This window comes from Agrobacterium sp. 22-226-1, from assembly GCF_053522345.1.
In genome coordinates this window covers 24,171-41,019 of record NZ_JBNWCP010000001.1, presented here as the reverse complement: position 1 = coordinate 41,019, position 16,849 = coordinate 24,171, and the positions used below count along the sequence as shown (strand labels likewise).

General features: G+C 60.7%; 15 protein-coding genes and 1 other RNA gene. 12 read left to right on the top strand and 4 right to left on the bottom strand.

Annotated elements, in window-relative coordinates:
* Positions 1 to 864, top strand: a complete 864-nt coding sequence (locus ACQZ5K_RS00195; RefSeq protein ID WP_003524315.1) for a prephenate dehydratase — start codon at positions 1 to 3, stop codon at positions 862 to 864.
* Between the two features lie 15 nt (positions 865 to 879).
* On the opposite strand, the gene nudC is transcribed toward ACQZ5K_RS00195, so the two are convergent.
* Positions 880 to 1,842: an NAD(+) diphosphatase gene (nudC, locus tag ACQZ5K_RS00190; RefSeq protein WP_080852882.1), complete on the bottom strand. Its 963-nt coding sequence runs from the start codon at positions 1,840 to 1,842 to the stop codon at positions 880 to 882.
* A complete protein-coding gene (locus ACQZ5K_RS00185) occupies positions 1,842 to 2,270 on the bottom strand; it encodes an HIT domain-containing protein (RefSeq protein ID WP_065654787.1) in 429 nt (142 codons plus the stop codon). The genes nudC and ACQZ5K_RS00185 overlap by 1 nt, the downstream gene beginning before the upstream one ends.
* A 65-nt stretch (positions 2,271 to 2,335) precedes the next feature.
* Here ACQZ5K_RS00185 and ffs point away from each other — a divergent pair.
* From ffs to ACQZ5K_RS00170, 3 genes are all read left to right on the top strand, one after another.
* An RNA gene (gene ffs / locus ACQZ5K_RS00180) (signal recognition particle sRNA small type) lies at positions 2,336 to 2,432 on the top strand.
* A gap of 78 nt (positions 2,433 to 2,510) precedes the next feature.
* The gene (locus ACQZ5K_RS00175; protein ID WP_448739342.1) at positions 2,511 to 4,385 is read left to right on the top strand and encodes a DNA polymerase III subunit gamma/tau; all 1,875 of its coding nucleotides are present in this window, start codon (positions 2,511 to 2,513) and stop codon (positions 4,383 to 4,385) included.
* Positions 4,386 to 4,409: 24 nt separating this feature from the next.
* Entirely contained in the window at positions 4,410 to 4,733 is a 324-nt protein-coding gene (locus ACQZ5K_RS00170) for a YbaB/EbfC family nucleoid-associated protein (RefSeq protein WP_003507179.1), read from the top strand.
* Between the two features lie 57 nt (positions 4,734 to 4,790).
* Here the strand turns inward: ACQZ5K_RS00170 and ACQZ5K_RS00165 are convergent, their stop codons facing one another.
* Positions 4,791 to 5,426, bottom strand: coding sequence for an MOSC domain-containing protein (locus tag ACQZ5K_RS00165; RefSeq protein WP_448739341.1), 636 nt, complete (start codon positions 5,424 to 5,426; stop codon positions 4,791 to 4,793).
* Between the two features lie 37 nt (positions 5,427 to 5,463).
* Here ACQZ5K_RS00165 and recR point away from each other — a divergent pair, with 37 nt between their 5' ends.
* Positions 5,464 to 6,069: a recombination mediator RecR gene (recR, locus tag ACQZ5K_RS00160; RefSeq protein WP_003524309.1), complete on the top strand. Its 606-nt coding sequence runs from the start codon at positions 5,464 to 5,466 to the stop codon at positions 6,067 to 6,069.
* A gap of 38 nt (positions 6,070 to 6,107) precedes the next feature.
* Positions 6,108 to 7,373 carry a lytic murein transglycosylase gene (locus ACQZ5K_RS00155; RefSeq protein ID WP_448739340.1) on the top strand — a complete coding sequence of 422 codons (1,266 nt, stop codon included), beginning with the start codon at positions 6,108 to 6,110 and terminating at the stop codon, positions 7,371 to 7,373.
* 164 nt (positions 7,374 to 7,537) lie between these two features.
* On the opposite strand, the gene ACQZ5K_RS00150 is transcribed toward ACQZ5K_RS00155, so the two are convergent.
* Entirely contained in the window at positions 7,538 to 9,166 is a 1,629-nt protein-coding gene (locus ACQZ5K_RS00150) for an MFS transporter (protein ID WP_448739339.1), read from the bottom strand.
* Positions 9,167 to 9,453: 287 nt separating this feature from the next.
* Between ACQZ5K_RS00150 and rimP the strand changes: the two genes are divergently transcribed.
* From rimP to truB, 6 genes are all read left to right on the top strand, one after another.
* Positions 9,454 to 10,050 (top strand): ribosome maturation factor RimP, encoded by a 597-nt coding sequence (gene rimP / locus ACQZ5K_RS00145; RefSeq protein WP_448739338.1) that lies wholly within the window; start codon positions 9,454 to 9,456, stop codon positions 10,048 to 10,050.
* A gap of 64 nt (positions 10,051 to 10,114) precedes the next feature.
* Positions 10,115 to 11,731 (top strand): transcription termination factor NusA, encoded by a 1,617-nt coding sequence (nusA, locus tag ACQZ5K_RS00140; RefSeq protein ID WP_003524306.1) that lies wholly within the window; start codon positions 10,115 to 10,117, stop codon positions 11,729 to 11,731.
* Entirely contained in the window at positions 11,728 to 12,429 is a 702-nt protein-coding gene (locus tag ACQZ5K_RS00135) for an RNA-binding protein (protein ID WP_448739337.1), read from the top strand. Before nusA ends, ACQZ5K_RS00135 begins: the two co-directional genes overlap by 4 nt.
* Positions 12,430 to 12,531: 102 nt before the next feature.
* A complete protein-coding gene (gene infB, locus ACQZ5K_RS00130) occupies positions 12,532 to 15,267 on the top strand; it encodes a translation initiation factor IF-2 (protein ID WP_448739336.1) in 2,736 nt (911 codons plus the stop codon).
* A gap of 75 nt (positions 15,268 to 15,342) precedes the next feature.
* Positions 15,343 to 15,759 carry a 30S ribosome-binding factor RbfA gene (rbfA, locus tag ACQZ5K_RS00125; protein WP_065656377.1) on the top strand — a complete coding sequence of 139 codons (417 nt, stop codon included), beginning with the start codon at positions 15,343 to 15,345 and terminating at the stop codon, positions 15,757 to 15,759.
* 3 nt (positions 15,760 to 15,762) lie between these two features.
* The gene (truB, locus tag ACQZ5K_RS00120; protein ID WP_448739335.1) at positions 15,763 to 16,710 is read left to right on the top strand and encodes a tRNA pseudouridine(55) synthase TruB; all 948 of its coding nucleotides are present in this window, start codon (positions 15,763 to 15,765) and stop codon (positions 16,708 to 16,710) included.
* Positions 16,711 to 16,849: the final 139 nt, after the last annotated feature.

Sequence of the window (16,849 nt, the reverse complement as noted above, 5' to 3'; positions counted from 1 at the left end):
ATGACCTTGAGCACAAATCGCATTGCCTTCCAGGGCGAATTCGGCGCGAATTCCGATATGGCCTGCCGCGACATGTTCCCGGATATGGAGCCTTTGCCGTGCCCGACATTCGAGGATGCCTTCAACGCCATTGAAAATGGCGAAGCCGATCTCGGCATGATCCCGATTGAAAACACACTGGCTGGCCGCGTTGCGGATATTCATCACCTGCTGCCGGAATCGCGCCTGCACATCATCGGCGAATATTTCATGCCGATCCGCTTCCAGTTGATGGTGATGCCGGGCGTGAAAAAGGACGAGATCCGCACCGTCCACAGCCACATTCATGCGCTTGGCCAGTGCCGGAAAATCATCCGTTCGAACGGCTGGAAGCCCGTCATCGCCGGCGATACGGCGGGCTCCGCAAGGCTCGTGTCCGAAAAGGGCGACCGCAGCATGGCGGCACTTGCGCCGCGCCTTGCCGCCAATCTCTACGGCCTCGATATTCTCGCTGAAAACGTCGAGGATTCGGAAAACAACGTCACGCGTTTCGTGGTGCTTTCCCGCGATGAAAACTGGGCCAAGCGTCAGTCGAGCGACGAAATCGTCGTCACCACCTTTGTCTTCAACGTCCGCAATATTCCGGCCGCGCTCTACAAAGCTATGGGCGGCTTTGCGACGAACGGCATCAACATGACGAAGCTCGAAAGCTACCAGCTCGGCGGCAAATTCGTGGCGACGCAGTTTTATGCCGATATCGAAGGCCATCCCGATGACGAGCCGGTGCGGCATGCGCTGGACGAGTTGCGCTTCTTCTCCGAAAAAGTTCGCATTCTCGGCGTCTACAAGGGCCATGCGATGCGCGGCAAGCTCAACCAGGGTTGAGCCTGCCGAACGCGATTATTTCGTCCATTCCACCCAGTCGCGCATCAGACGGTGCGCGATGGCGCCGCCGGGAGGCGCGGAAAAGCCCTCGCCCGTCGCCGTCTCCAGCATTTTTGCGACTTCCGCCCGTGTGAACCAGCGGCAATCCTCCAGTTCGATCTCATCGCGGGCAATATCGAAAGACAGTGCCTCGGCATAACAGCCGATCATCAGCGTATGCGGCATCGGCCAGGGCTGCGAGGCATGGTAACGCACGCGGCCGATTTCGACGCCGGATTCCTCATGCGTTTCGCGGCGGACGGCCTGCTCGATGGTTTCCCCCGGCTCCACAAAACCGGCAAGGCACGAATACATGCCCGGTGCAAAATGCGCACCGCGGCCAAGCAGGCACAGATCACGCTCTATATCGATCGTCATCATGATGACGACGGGGTCCGTGCGGGGAAAAATCGTGTGATTGCAGGCGGCGCAGATACGCTTGTAACCGCCGATACGCAGCTCCATAGTGCCGCCGCACTTTCCACAAAACCGATTGTCGGCGTTCCAGTGGGTGAGACTGACGGCCTGGGCAACCTCGCTCAACAATTCCTCATCGAGAAGATGATCGCGATAAAGCGTGCGGGCGTCGGCAAGCTTGTAGTGGCTCGCGAGCTGATCCTCGGCAACGGCAACCGGCACCGCAATTCTCGGCTCGCCGGTTTCGCGGTATCCGAGCAGGACAGCATTGTCGAAATCCGGCTGCAATTCGGCCAGCTCATAGGCGGAAAACAGGGGGTCGATGACCTGCTCGTCATGCTTCAGGACAAGCCGGTTGCCGGAAAAGGCAAAAATGTGGGTGCCGTCTATTTTCAGCGCATCGGCAACGCACTCTTCCGACCGTTTTTCGGCAAAACGGTCGAGGGCGTTCTTGGAAAAGGCTGTCAGCAGGCTTGCTTCGGGATGGGGGGCAGTGGTTTCAAAAATTTTCATTGATATCATCAGAGCGCGCCGGAGATTTTTTTCATCAAACTTTCCTTTTCGCCCGCGGCATAGGGCACAGGCGTTCCGTGACCCCAGATGGGACCCGGCCAGCAGGTGTCGCCTTCATTGCGGGCGATAATGTGGACATGAAGCTGCCGGACGATATTGCCCAAAGCACCGACATTGATCTTGGTGGCTCCGGTGATTTCTTTCAAGGCAGATGCGACGAGATTGGTCTCGAATGTCAGCACGGCCTGATCAAGCGGGGTGAGATCGAATAGTTCACTGACGCCGTCTCGCTGCGGCACCAGCACCAGCCAGGGCCAGCGGTTGTCGTTTTGCAAACGCAGTTCGCATAGTCCCAAACGCGTCACAAGCACGCTGTCGCGCGCCAGTCTGTCGTCCAGCCGGAATGTCTCCAAGGTGTCCTCCATGTTTGTTTTCATTGTGATAGCAGTTTTTTGAAGGCTTGGCTTGCATTTGCTTTCGATATTGCCGATATGTGGCCCCGGGAGGTTGGTGGTGGACGAGCCACTCGCCAACCGGGTCAGGTCCGGAAGGAAGCAGCCCTAACGAGCCCGGCACGGGTCGCCGTGCCAGCCTCCCACCTTTTTAAAAGACGTGCTCAGCTTTCGCCGGGCCAGTTCAGCGCCCCAAGACAACTGGCAAAACAAACTGGCGAGGCAATGAGCGACACCATACCCACCACATCAAGCGAATCCCAGGTCGGGACCGGCTACCGGGTACTGGCGCGCAAATATCGCCCCAAGGATTTTTCCGATCTGATGGTCGGCCAAGAGCCGATGGTCCGCACGCTGACCAATGCCTTCGAGACGGGGCGTATCGCGCAGGCCTATATGCTGACCGGCGTTCGCGGCGTGGGCAAGACGACCACGGCCCGCATTCTCGCCCGCGCGCTGAATTACAAGACCGACACCATCGACAAGCCGACCATCGACCTGCGCATCCCCGGCGAACATTGCCAGGCGATCATGGAAGGCCGGCATGTCGACGTGATCGAGATGGACGCCGCCTCCCATACTGGTATCGACGATATTCGCGAGATCATCGAACAGGTGCGTTATCGCCCGGTTTCGGCACGCTACAAGGTCTATATCATCGACGAAGTGCACATGCTGTCGACGCAGGCTTTCAACGGTCTTCTGAAGACGTTGGAAGAGCCGCCGGAGCATGTGAAATTCATCTTCGCGACCACTGAAATCCGCAAGGTTCCGATCACCGTTCTGTCGCGCTGCCAGCGCTTCGATCTGCGTCGCATCAGCGCCGCCGATCTGGTCGGCCTGTTCACCGCTATTGCCGGCAAGGAAGGTTTCGAGGCCGATCCGCAGGCGCTTTCGATGATCGCCCGCGCAGCCGAAGGCTCCGCGCGTGACGGCCTTTCCCTGCTTGATCAGGCGATTGCGCATGGTGGAGGCCGCGTTGAAGCCGAAGCGGTGCGCGGCATGCTCGGCCTTGCCGACCGGGCGCGCATCGTCGATCTCTTTCAGCATGTCGTCAAAGGCGACGTCGCGGCCGCCCTTTCGGAATTCAACGGGCAATATGAGGCGGGCGCGAACCCTGTCGTCGTGTTGAACGATCTTGCCGATTTCACCCATCTCGTCACCCGCATGAAATATGTGCCTGATGCGGCGGAAGACCCCTCGCTTTCCGAGATCGAGCGCGTGCGGGGTGCGGAATTTGCCGAAACGATTGCGGTAACCGCGCTTTCGCGCATCTGGCAGATGCTGCTGAAAGGCATTCCGGAAACGGAAAACGCCTCGCGCCCGGCCGGTGCGGCCGAAATGGTGCTGATCCGGCTTTCGCACGCCGCCAATCTGCCCGCACCTGAAGATGCCGCGCGGCGCTTGGCGGAGCTTTCGAACGGTGACGGCGGTTACGCCAATGGCGGACCTTCGGGCGGCGGCAATGGCGGCGGTGCGCGCGCCTATTCGTCGGGACAGGCCGTGGCCGCGGGAAGACCAATCGATCTTCCCGCCCAGCGCCAGACGACACCGCAAACCTCCGCCGTGCTGCGCGCTGTTCCAGACAGCCGCCCGCAGGAGATGCAGGTCGCGACACCGAAAACCGAAGAGCGGCCGGAGCCGAAGGTTCCCGTCAATTCGGTGCAGGATATTGCCGATCTCTGTCAGAAGAACCGCGATCCCGTCATGCGGGCCAAGGTGCGCAATTTTGTGCGGCTGGTGCGGCTGGAGCCCGGCCGGCTTGATATGCGCCTCGGTGAAGGCGCGCCGGGCTCTCTGCCGGGTGAGCTTGGCGTCAAGCTCAAGGAATGGACCGGTATCCACTGGATCGTCAGCCTCAGCAAGGAACAGGGCGAGCCGACCCTTGTTGAAGCGGAAGGCAATGCCCGGGATGCCCGTCTTGTCGATGCGCGTCAGGATCCTGACGTTGCCGCCATTCTGGCGCAGTTTCCCGGCGCAAAAATCACCGACGTGCGCATCCGCGCCGCCGCACAGGATGAGGCCGAAGAAATCGCGCCGCCATCGGTTGCAGAATCGAGCGAAGGCGACATCCTTCCCGGCGACGACATCGAGTTTTAAACAAAAAGAACAGGAGATTGGCACATGCGTGACATCATGGGCATGATGGGCAAGGTCAAGGAAATGCAGTCCAAGATGGAGAAGGTGCAGGAAGAAATCGCCGCCCTTGAAGTCGAAGGCAGGGCTGGCGGCGGCCTCGTGACCGTCATTCTCAACGGCAAGGGCGAAATGCGCGGCCTGAAAATCGATCCTTCGCTGTTCAAGGAAGACGAGGTGGAAATCCTCGAAGACCTGATCGTGGCTGCCCACAAGGACGCCAAGGAAAAGGGCGAAGCACAGGCCCAGGAAAAGATGGCGGGCCTGACCGCCGGCCTGCCGCTGCCGCCCGGCATGAAATTCCCGTTCTGATATAATCCGACAGAAGAGGATGGCGTGATGCACGCCGTCCTCGCGTCTAGAAAGGGTCTAGGCTTCCAGCATCGCGCGAAACCGGCTTGCAAGCGGCGTTTCGAGATAGGCCCTGCGTTCGGCCATGTCGAGCTGCATGGGACGGAAGCGCTGGAGAATGGTCGGTATCGGCAGTTTCGTTCCCTGATAGGGTTCGAAGGCTATATCCTCCCCGGCGGCAAGCATTCCGCCTTTCAGCACCCGGCAATAAAAACCCGGCTGGCCCGCCTGCCGGAAACGCGGTGCGAAATCGGGATCGCCGATGCGGGCAGACAAAGTGGCGCAGGGAATGCGGGCGGCGGTTACCTCCAGCACGACTTCGTTGGCCGAGAACCTGTCGCCGACATGGAGTTTTGCGCTGTCCACCCCCTCCAGCACGAGGTTTTCGCCGAAAAATCCGGCTTCGACCACAAAACCCAGAGAGCGGGACCAGAAGTCGAGATCGACGGACCCCATGACGTAAATCGCCTGATCCGGCCCGCCGTGATGTTTGCGATTGCAGACGGCGTCGCTGACGATACCTTCGGCATCCACCATGACCGGGCCCTGCACGGCATGTTTGAAGATTCCCGTCTTCGCCGTTTTTCCCGGCAGGCTTTTTGCCTCGCCCCGGCATACCGCCCTGATTTTCATGGACTGCCCTTTGCGCTTCATGATTCCCGTTTCCCGATTTATGCAGTAGAAAGCGCTCATGGCAAAACGAGTCACTGGCCCCGAAATTGAAAAACTGATCCAGCTTCTGGCAAAAGTGCCGGGGCTCGGCCCCCGTTCGGCGCGGCGGGCGGCGTTGCATCTCATCAAGAAGAAGGAACAGCTTCTCGGGCCGCTGGGCCACGCCATGGGCGAGGCCTATGACAAGGTGAAGATCTGTTCCTGCTGCGGCAATGTCGATACGATCGATCCCTGCACCGTCTGCACTGACGACCGGCGCGACCAGTCGGTCATCATCGTGGTGGAGGACGTGTCGGATCTCTGGGCGCTGGAGCGGACGGGTGCGATGAACACCGCCTATCACGTGCTGGGCGGCACGCTTTCGCCGCTCGACGGCGTCGGGCCGGAGGATTTGAATATCAAGGGCCTGATCGACCGTGTCAGCGCCGGCGGTATCCGCGAGCTTATCATCGCCGTCAATGCGACGGTGGAGGGGCAGGCAACCGCCCACTACATCACCGACCGCCTTTCCGGTCTCGACATCAAGATCACCCGGCTTGCACATGGCGTACCGGTGGGCGGTGAACTCGATTATCTCGACGAAGGCACGTTAACGGCAGCACTCAGGGCCCGCACGACGATCTGAAGCCACCCTCCCTCCCCGTTATTCAAAGAGGAGACCGAATGCGAAACCATTTTGCCCCGAAGGCACTGGCTGCACTTCTTTCCGTTTTTTCAGCAACGACGGCCTTGGCGCAATCGGCACCGACAGGAGCAGCGGCAGCCCGATATGACGCTGAATTTAATGCCTGGCTGAAAAAGGAAATCTGGCCGGAAGCCCGCAAGGCCGGCATTTCGCAAAAGACGCTTGAAGCCACCCTCAGCGGTCTCTCCATCAGCTGGAACCTGCCCGACCTTGTCATTCCCGGCCAGAAGCCACCAAAGGAGCAAAGCCAGAGTCAGGCGGAATTTTCCTCGCCGGGCGCCTATTTCTCCGAAAAGCGGCTGCAGGGATTGGCCGGCACCGGCCGTTCGCTTGCAGCCACCCATGCGGCGACGCTGCGCAGGATCGAGGCGAAATACGGCATACCCGGTGATATAGTCGTTGCGATATGGGGCCGCGAATCCGGTTTTGGTCGGGCGAAACTGCCGCATTCCGTGGTCGATGTGCTGGCGACGAAAGCCTATATGTCGACCCGCAAGGAGATGTTCCGCACCGAACTGATCGATGCGCTGAAGATCGTCGAAAGCGGCGATATCGCAGCCTCGCGCATGATGGGCTCCTGGGCCGGCGCGCTCGGCCAGCCGCAATTCATGCCGTCGAGCTATCTCAAATATGCCGTGGATTTCGATGGCGACGGCCATCGCGATATCTGGAATTCCGTACCGGACGCGCTGGCATCCATAGCGAACTATCTTTCCCAGCGCGGCTGGCAGCGCAATCGCGACTGGGGTTTCGAAGTCTCCATCCCCGCCAATGTCTCCTGCGCGCAGGAAGGTCCTGATCTTGCCCGGCCGGTGGCCGACTGGGCGAAGATGGGCATTACTCGCATTTCCGGAAAAGCTCTCCCGTCCAATGACCTATCCGCCGATGGCATGATGCTGGTGCCGGCCGGACGGCACGGGCCGGAATTCGTGGTGACGCCCAATTTCTACGTCATCAAGGAATACAATAATTCCGATCTCTACGCGCTGTTCATCGGCAATCTCGCCGACCGCATCGCCCATGGGGCGGGCCCGTTCAAGGGTGAATGGGGCAATGTCGGATCGATGCTGCGCTCGGATGTTCTCGCCATGCAGAAAGCGCTGGTGGCCAAGGGTTACGATGTCGGCAAGGCAGATGGACTGGCCGGTTTCAAGACGCGCCGCTCGCTCGGGGACTGGCAGGCGAAAAACGGTCTCGCGCCTACATGTTTTCCCGATGCGACGCTGAAGGCGAAGCTGAAGTAGCGGTTGCTGGCAACGTGTGAAAACCTCTCCTCCGTCATGCTCGGGCCTGTCCCGAGCATCTGCAACCGATTGATTTAACGATAGGTGTTTGGATCCTCGGGATAGGCCCGAGGATGACGGGGAGTTTGTGGGAAGGGCATCGCCACTCACTTAACCATCACCTCTCAATGCTGATCCGTATGGGGCTTGTGAAAAATATCGTCGGTCGGCGGAATGGTCTGCCGCTCGATCATTCGGTGAACCCGGGGTCGCGTCTTGCCACGGTGAAGCTCGAGCAGCCGGTCCCAGGCCTCCGCATCCGCCTGGGTGCGGCGGTGGTTGTGGCGGACATATTCCACCCAGGTCGGCACATGGTAGCTTTCGGTCCAGATATCAGGGTTTTCGAGATCGCGCATCAGGTTCCAGTTGCGGGCACCATCACGGATGCGGATACGGCGGCGCTCGGCCATCAGCGGCAGGAATTCGCCGAGGTCCTCGTCGTGGATTTCATAGTCGATGAGGATGGCGATGGGGCCGCTGCGCGGCTTGATATCCAGCCTCAGCGGCGGTTCCACGAAACGATTGAGCGGATCGAGATTGAGCGAGGCAAAAGCCGGCATGGCGAGCTTGAGGCCGACGCCGACGCCGAGCAGCATCAGCGCGCACGAACAGAGCAGCGAATAGGAAATGCCGTAATCTTCCGCCAGCTCACCCCACAGCCAGCTACCGACCGCAATGCCGCCGAAGGTGAGCGTCTGGTAGAGCGAGAGCGCCCGGCCAACCACCCAGCGCGGGGTGGAGAGCTGGACGATGGTGTTGAAGAGCGATAGCGCCAGAACCCAGCAGGCGCCGGCAATAGTCAGAACCAGCGAGGTGATGATCGCACTCGTGCTCACCGCCGTTACGCCAGCGCTGAAGGCGAAGCCCAGAAATGCGACGCGCACGATCCATTCGCTGGACAGGACCTCGCGCAATCTGGCGCTGATCAGCGCACCGCCAATCGCACCGACGCCGAAGGCGCCCAGCATGACGCCATAGGTCAAGGGGCCGCCTTCGACCAGATCGCGGGCGACAATGGGCATCAAGGCAAGGATGGCGCTGGCGGAAAGGCCGAAAAGGAAGCCGCGCACCAGCACCTTGCCGATGTTGGGCGACATCGCCACATAACGCATGCCGGCGGAGATGGCGGCAAGAAGCTGCTCACGCGGCAATGTCGATGCATATTTGGGCGGCTGCCAGCGAAACAAGGCGTAGATCAGCGTGAAATAGCTCAGCGCATTCACGAAAAACGCGGTAGCGGCGCTGGCGGCCGCGACGATGATGCCGCCGATGGCCGGGCCGACACTGCGGGTGATGTTGAAACCGACGCTGTTCAGCGTCACGGCGGCCGGCAGATCCTCGCGCGGAACCATTTCGCCGACGGAGGCCTGCCAGGACGGATTGTTGAGCGCGGTGCCGCAGCCGATCATAAAGGTGAAGAAGAGAAGCAGCCAGGGCGTGAGCCAGCCGGACCAGGCAAAGACGGTGAGCAACACGGAGGCCGTCAGCATCAGGAGCTGCGCCGAAATCATGATGCGGCGGCGGTCGAAACTGTCGGCCAGCGCGCCTGAAATCAACGAGAACAGCATGATCGGCAAAGAGGTGGAGGCCTGCACCAGCGCGATCATGTTTTCCGAACTTGAGAGCGAGGTCATCATCCATGCGGCGCCCACCGCCTGGATCAGTCCACCGAAATTCGAGGCAAGGCTGGCGATCCAGATTCGTCTGTAAGTCAAATGCCTTAAAGGCGCGAGTGGCGATTTACGGTCAGGCACGCTCTGTCCACTTGATGCAACTGCGATTTGTCAAACGGCAACTATAGACAGTGCCGACAATCATGCCAGCCTTTCCGACATGGTAAGGGTGAAAATGTGGCCGAGACGTCGCTGAAACGCAGACGCCCGCGAAAACCTTGCAATCCTGCCCCGATGGGTCTATATGACCCCTGAAATTCTTGATCGCTTGATGAAGAGTGGGGCCGCAAGGCTCCGCTCTTTTTCGTTAGGCGAACCGGAAACCACGGGCCGAGTGCCCGGTGAAAATCTAAAGACCGGAAGGCCAGATGGCAGACACCGCACAAGAACCGCGACTGATAACCGAAACGGGCATCGACCAACGTATCGCCGAGATCATCGAGCCTGTTTTGACGGGCATGGGGTATCTTCTGGTGCGCGTGCGGCTCTCCAACCAGAACGGCATGACGCTGCAGGTGATGGCCGAGCGCGAAGACGGCACCATGACCGTCGAGGACTGCGAAGCCGTCTCCATGGCGATTTCACCGGTTCTTGATGTGGAAGATCCGGTCGATAAAGCGTATCATCTCGAAGTTTCCTCGCCCGGCATCGACCGGCCAATGGTTCGCAAATCGGATTTCACCCGCTGGCAGGGTCATCTGGTGAAGGTCGAAACCTCCATTCTGGTCGAGAACCGCAAGCGGTTTCGCGGCAAGATCGTCGAGGTCAATGCGGACGGCTTCAAGCTGGAACGCGACCAGATCGCCTATGGCGAGGAACCGACAGTCATCATTCCGTTCAGCGCGCTTTCGGATGCGAAGCTCATTCTGACGGACGATCTTATTCGTGATGCGCTGCGGGCAGACAAGGCGGCCAAGGCCGCCGCCGCAAACCAGAACGACGAAAACGAAGCAGACGAAGACTAATTCCAACGTAAAGCCCGGAAACAAGGGCGAACCCCGCAATTATGCGATTTACGGAGATAGAAAAATGGCAGTGAGTGCTAACCGGCTTGAGCTTCTGCAGATCGCCGATGCTGTGGCGCGCGAAAAGGTCATCGACCGCGAAATCGTGCTTGCCGCAATGGCCGACGCTATCCAGAAAGCCGCCCGCTCGCGCTATGGTTCGGAAACCAACATCCGCGCCGACATCAACTCCAAGACCGGCGAAATCCGCCTGCAGCGTCTTCTGGAAGTTGTCGAGGCCGCTGAGGACTATTCGACCCAGATCCCGCTGGAGCTGGCCCGCGACCGCAACCCGGACGCCAAGCTCGGCGACTTCATCGCCGATCCGCTGCCGCCGATGGATTTCGGCCGTATCGCCGCCCAGTCCGCCAAGCAGGTCATCGTGCAGAAGGTGCGCGAAGCCGAACGTGACCGCCAGTATGACGAGTTCAAGGACCGTATTGGCGAAATCGTCAACGGCACCGTCAAGCGCGTCGAATATGGCAACGTCATCGTCGATCTCGGCCGTGGCGAAGGCATTATCCGTCGTGACGAGATGATCCCGCGTGAAAACATGCGTTATGGCGATCGCGTCCGCGCCTACGTCTACGACGTTCGCCGCGAACAGCGCGGCCCGCAGATTTTCCTGTCGCGTACCCATCCGCAGTTCATGGTGAAGCTCTTCACCATGGAAGTTCCGGAAATTTACGACGGCATCATCCAGATCAAGTCGGTTGCCCGCGACCCCGGTTCGCGCGCCAAGATCGCCGTCATCTCGAACGACTCGTCGATCGATCCGGTCGGCGCCTGCGTCGGTATGCGCGGTTCGCGCGTTCAGGCCGTTGTCGGCGAACTTCAGGGTGAGAAGATCGATATCATTCCGTGGAGCCAGGAACCGGCCTCCTTCATCGTCAACGCCTTGCAGCCGGCGGAAGTCGCCAAGGTCGTTCTGGATGAAGAATCCGAGCGTATCGAAGTGGTGGTTCCGGATGAGCAGCTGTCGCTCGCCATCGGCCGTCGTGGCCAGAACGTACGTCTGGCATCGCAGCTGACCGGCTGGGATATCGACATCATGACCGAGCAGGAAGAATCCGAGCGTCGCCAGAAGGAATTCAACGAGCGCACGGCCCTGTTCATGGAAGCGCTGGATGTCGACGAAATGGTCGGTCAGGTTCTGGCTTCGGAAGGCTTCGCGCAGGTTGAAGAACTTGCCTATGTCGATCTCGATGAAATTTCCTCGATCGACGGCTTCGACGAAGACACCGCCGATGAAATCCAGACCCGCGCCCGCGAATATCTGGAACGCCTGGAAGCCGAAATGGATGCCAAGCGCAAGGAACTCGGCGTTTCCGACGAGCTGCGCCAGATCGACGGTCTGACCTCGCAGATGATGGTTGCGCTCGGCGAAGACGGCATCAAGACCATCGAGGACTTTGCCGGCTGTGCAGCGGACGATCTCGTTGGCTGGAGCGAGCGCAAGGACGGCGAGACGAAGAAGTTCGAAGGTATCTTCTCCAAGCTCGATGTTTCGCGCGTCGAAGCAGAGAACATGGTGGTGCAGGCTCGCCTTCTGGCAGGCTGGATCACCGCCGAAGAACTCGCTTCCGAACAGGAAGCCGATGCGGAAGCTGCCGAGGAGGCGGATACCGCCGAACAGGAATGACATCGCAGGCGCATGAGCCGGACGATCTGCCCGAGACTGACGATGACGGGCGGATCAAGGGCGACGTCAACGGACGTATGTGCATTGTGACACGGCAGAGCGGATCGCCGGATGAGCTGATCCGCTTCGTCGCAGGCCCGGACGGCAACGTCGTTCCGGACCTGAAACGCCAATTGCCGGGGCGCGGTTGCTGGGTGAAACCCGAGCGCGCCCTGATCGAAAAGGCCATCGCGAAGAAGCTCTTCTCGCGGGCTCTCAAACGTGACGTCAAGGCCGGGCCTGAGCTTCTCGCTCTTCTCGACCGGCTGATGGCGCAGCATGTGGCTGGTATGATGAACATGGCGCGCAAGGCGGGCCAGTTCATCAGCGGCGCGACGAAGGTCGATGCTGCCGTCCGGTCCGGGAACGCGATCTCCGTGTTTCACGCGACCGATGCTGCGGCCGATGGCGTCAGGAAACTGGACCAGGCCCGCAAGGCCTGGGCACTCGGCAGCGATGCCGGCAATGAAATTCCGTCCTTCCGGCTCTTTAGCGAAGCCGAAATGGACGAGTTGATGGGCCAGAATGCTTTTATCCATGCCTGCGCGCTTGCAGGGCAGGCGGGTGAGGGTGTAGTGAAGCGCGCAACGATGCTTGAGCGGTACCGCCTTGGCGGCCAATCTCAGGCGGAACGCGACGCTGCCCGGACAGAACAATGACGCGGTTGCCCGACATGAACGGTCGCCGCGTTCCGATGCAGCAATTGAACGACGAGACCTGATGAACGTCATCCGGTTCTCGTCCGAAGGAACGGGAACGGAATGACCGACAACAACGACGACAAGACACTTAACGCACAGCCTAAGAAGACTCTCACCCTCAAGCCGGGCGGGATGAATCAGGGCACCGTGCGGCAGGATATGGGTCGAGGTCGCACGAACGCGGTTGTCGTGGAAACACGCAAGCGCCGCCCCCTGCGTCCAGAAGACGAGAAGCAGGTTCATTCGACTGCGGCGCCCGCTCCGAAGCCGGCCACCCCTGCCCCCGTGGCAGCACCGCGTCCGCAGGCCCCGCAGCAGCGCATCCACCAGCCCAGCAACCAGCAGCGTCCGGGTTCCTCCCAGCCGCAGCAGCGTCCCGGTTCGTCTGCACCGCAGCAGCGCCAGCCCGAGCGTCCGCGCGGCAACGTCCTGCACGACCTGTCGGCAGGCGAGATGGAAGCCCGCCGCCGCGCGCTGATGGAAGCACAGGCCCGTGACGTGATCGAAGCCAAGCAGCGCGCCGAAGATGAAGCGCGCCGCAAGGTCGAGGAAGAACTCCGCATCGCTGCCGAAAAGGAAGAGGCTGCACGCCGTGCCGCCGAGGAAGCCGCAGCCGCCAAGGTGGCCGCAAGCCAGCCGGCCGTGGAAACGAAATCCGAACCGGCCGCTGAAAAGCCGGCCGCCGCCGCTCAGCCGGCGCCGCGCGCCGAGGTTCGTCCTCAGCCCGCAGCTGCCGCCCCTGGTCGCGCAGCCCCGGAAACCGCCGCTCCGCGTGGACGCCGTACCGATGGCGACGATGAGGACGATCGCGGTGCACGCCGTGGCAACCTGCCGGTCCGTGGCAAGGTCGCAGCACCTGCACCGGCAAAGCCGGCTGCCCGCCTGAAGACGGAAGAAGAACGCCGTCGTGGCAAGCTGACCGTCACCTCGTCCAATCTGGATGAAGATGGTACGCCGCGCGGACGCTCCATGGCATCCATGCGCCGCCGCCAGGAGAAATTCCGCCGCAGCCAGATGCAGGAAACCCGTGAAAAGGTCATGCGCGAAGTGATCCTGCCGGAAACCATCACCATTCAGGAACTGTCACAGCGCATGTCCGAACGCGCCGTCGACGTTATCAAGTTCCTGATGAAGGAAGGCCAGATGATGAAGCCGGGCGACGTGATCGACGCCGATCTGGCGGAACTGATCGCGGTTGAATTCGGCCACACCGTCAAGCGCGTTTCCGAATCCGACGTGGAAGAAGGCATCTTCAACCAGGCTGACGACGAAGGCGAAATGGTTTCCCGTCCGCCGGTCGTGACCATCATGGGTCACGTCGACCACGGCAAGACCTCGTTGCTCGACGCCATCCGTCAGGCAAATGTGGTTGCTGGCGAAGCCGGTGGTATCACCCAGCATATCGGCGCCTATCAGGTTGAGAAGAATGGTCAGAAGATCACCTTCATCGACACCCCCGGCCACGCCGCCTTCACGGCCATGCGTGCCCGCGGTGCGCAGGCGACCGACATCGCCGTGCTGGTCGTTGCCGCAGACGACAGCGTGATGCCGCAGACGATCGAGTCCATCAACCATGCCAAGGCGGCCGGTGTTCCGATCGTCGTCGCGATCAACAAGATCGACAAGCACGAGGCAAACCCTGAAAAGGTTCGCCAGCAGCTCTTGCAGCACGAAGTGTTCGTGGAATCGATGGGCGGTGAAGTGCTTGACGTGGAAGTCTCCGCCAAGAAGCTGCTCGGTCTCGACAAACTGCTTGAAGCGATCCTGCTGCAGGCTGAAATTCTCGACCTCAAGGCAGATCCGAACCGTACCGCAGAAGGTACCGTCATCGAAGCGGAACTCGACCGCGGCCGTGGTGCCGTCGCTACAGTTCTCGTGCAGAAGGGTACGCTGAAGCCTGGTCAGATCATCGTGGCCGGCGACCAGTGGGGCCGCGTTCGCGCCCTCGTCAACGACAAGGGTGAACACGTCAAGGAAGCCGGTCCGGCCATGCCTGTCGAGATTCTCGGTCTTTCCGGCACGCCGTCTGCCGGTGACCGTTTCGCGGTTGTCGAAAACGAAAGCCGTGCTCGCGAGATTTCCGAGTACCGCCAGCGTCTGGCACGCGACAAGGCTGTCGCACGTCAGACGGGCCAGCGCGGTTCGCTGGAACAGATGATGAGCCAGTTGCAGACTTCGGGAATGAAAGAATTCCCACTGGTCATCAAGGCAGACGTGCAGGGTTCGGTCGAAGCCATTATCGCTTCGCTCGACAAGCTCGGCACCGACGAAGTCCGCGCTCGTATCGTTCACTCGGGTGCTGGTGCCATCACGGAATCGGATATCTCGCTTGCCGAGGCCTCCAACGCCGCGATCATCGGCTTCAACGTTCGCGCCAACGCACAGGCACGTACGGCTTCCGAGCGCGCCGGCATTGAGATCCGCTACTACAACATCATCTACGATCTGGTGGATGACGTGAAGGCGGCGATGTCGGGCCTGCTTTCGCCGGAGCGTCGCGAGACCTTCCTCGGCAATGCGGAAATCCTCGAGGTGTTCAACATCACCAAGGTCGGCAAGGTCGCGGGTTGCCGCGTCGTCGAAGGCAAGGTGGAACGTGGTGCGGGTGTGCGTCTGGTACGCGACAACGTCGTCATCCACGAAGGCAAGCTCAAGACCCTCAAGCGCTTCAAGGATGAAGTGGCAGAAGTGCCGGTCGGTCAGGAATGCGGCATGGCCTTCGAAAACTACGAAGACATCCGCGCCGGCGACACCATCGAGTGCTTCCGCGTCGAGCACATCACGAGAACGCTCTAAGCGTTCTCGCCGCAAAACAGGACTTTACTGTCGGGCGCCGGCTTACCGGCGCTCGCTCCGTTTGAGGCATAACCCATGGCAAAAGCAACATCATCGGCCCCTTCCCAACGCATGCTGCGCGTCGGCGAACAGGTGCGCGCCGCACTGACCCAGATTCTCCAGCGCGGTGAAGTCCGCGACGATCTGATCGAAAGCACCGTCATTTCCATTTCGGAAGTGCGCATGTCGCCCGATCTGAAGATCGCCACCGCCTACGTGACGCCGCTCGGCGTTGCCGATCACACCGATATCATCAGCGCCCTGAACCGCCATGCAAAATACATGCGCGGCCGCCTTGGTCCGCAGCTTCGGCAGATGAAATACATGCCGGAACTGCGTTTCCGCGACGATACGAGTTTCGACAATTACCAGAAGATCGACGCACTCCTGCGGTCACCGGAGGTGCAGCGCGATCTTGGACCTTCAAACGAAAAAGACGACGAACAGAACTGAAGCATGTCCAAACCACGCAAACAGCAAAACCGCAAACCCAAGGGCCGCCCGATTTCCGGTTGGCTCATTCTCGACAAGCCGCTGGATTTCGGCTCCACCGAGGCCGTTTCCAAGATCAAATGGCTGTTCAACGCCCAGAAAGCCGGCCATGCCGGCACGCTCGATCCGCTAGCTTCCGGCATGCTGCCGATCGCGCTTGGCGATGCCACCAAGACCGTCCCCTATGTCATGGACGGCCGGAAAATCTACGAATTCACCGTGACCTGGGGTGAGCAGCGCGCGACCGACGATCTGGAAGGCGAGGTGGTCGAATCCTCCGATCTGCGCCCGGACGAACAGGCGATCCGCGATATCCTGCCCAATTACACTGGCGTTATCATGCAGACACCGCCGCAATTTTCGGCCATCAAGATCGCCGGCGAACGCGCCTACGATCTGGCGCGCGACGGCGAGACGGTGGAAATTCCCGCGCGTGAGGTGGAAATCCATCGCCTGACGCTGCTTGCCTGTCCGGACGCCAACACCGCACATTTCGAAGTGGAATGCGGCAAGGGCACTTATGTGCGGGCGCTGGCGCGCGACATGGGCTGCGATCTCGGCTGTTTCGGCCATATTTCGGAACTGCGCCGCACCATGGTCGCCCCCTTCGGCGAAGACATGATGGTGCCGCTCGAAACCTTGACGGCGCTGGAAGCCGTGGAGGATCGCGACGAGCGACTGGAGGCGCTGGATGCCTTCCTGATCGACACGGCCGAGGCGCTTTCCGCCCTTCCCCGCCTCATCATCAACGACGACCAGGCGCACCGGCTGAAGATGGGCAACCCCATCCTGCTGCGCGGGCGCGATGCACCGGCCAATCATCCGGAAGCCTATGCCACCGCGCATGGCAAGCTCGTCGCCATCGGTGAAATCGGCGAAGGCGAATTCCGGCCGAAGCGTGTTTTCGGCTGAGACGGGCTCCATCTATTTGTTTTACGCGTTTCCGGACGGAAATCCGCTTCACACTTTTCCTGGAAACGCTCAAGGAGGCGCTGTCAATCGCCTCTTTCAATTGCACCCGGAATAGTTTATAGGCAGCGCCAGCTTGGGC

Coding starts and splice junctions, on each gene's coding strand:
- ACQZ5K_RS00175 (WP_448739342.1), top strand. CDS start 2,511: ATGAGCGACACCATACCCACCACATCAAGCGAATCCCAGGTCGGGACC.
- nusA (WP_003524306.1), top strand. CDS start 10,115: ATGGCAGTGAGTGCTAACCGGCTTGAGCTTCTGCAGATCGCCGATGCT.
- ACQZ5K_RS00195 (WP_003524315.1), top strand. CDS start 1: ATGACCTTGAGCACAAATCGCATTGCCTTCCAGGGCGAATTCGGCGCG.
- recR (WP_003524309.1), top strand. CDS start 5,464: ATGGCAAAACGAGTCACTGGCCCCGAAATTGAAAAACTGATCCAGCTT.
- ACQZ5K_RS00135 (WP_448739337.1), top strand. CDS start 11,728: ATGACATCGCAGGCGCATGAGCCGGACGATCTGCCCGAGACTGACGAT.
- rimP (WP_448739338.1), top strand. CDS start 9,454: ATGGCAGACACCGCACAAGAACCGCGACTGATAACCGAAACGGGCATC.
- truB (WP_448739335.1), top strand. CDS start 15,763: ATGTCCAAACCACGCAAACAGCAAAACCGCAAACCCAAGGGCCGCCCG.
- ACQZ5K_RS00165 (WP_448739341.1), bottom strand. CDS start 5,426: ATGAAGCGCAAAGGGCAGTCCATGAAAATCAGGGCGGTATGCCGGGGC.
- infB (WP_448739336.1), top strand. CDS start 12,532: ATGACCGACAACAACGACGACAAGACACTTAACGCACAGCCTAAGAAG.
- ACQZ5K_RS00170 (WP_003507179.1), top strand. CDS start 4,410: ATGCGTGACATCATGGGCATGATGGGCAAGGTCAAGGAAATGCAGTCC.
- ACQZ5K_RS00155 (WP_448739340.1), top strand. CDS start 6,108: ATGCGAAACCATTTTGCCCCGAAGGCACTGGCTGCACTTCTTTCCGTT.
- nudC (WP_080852882.1), bottom strand. CDS start 1,842: ATGATATCAATGAAAATTTTTGAAACCACTGCCCCCCATCCCGAAGCA.
- rbfA (WP_065656377.1), top strand. CDS start 15,343: ATGGCAAAAGCAACATCATCGGCCCCTTCCCAACGCATGCTGCGCGTC.
- ACQZ5K_RS00185 (WP_065654787.1), bottom strand. CDS start 2,270: ATGAAAACAAACATGGAGGACACCTTGGAGACATTCCGGCTGGACGAC.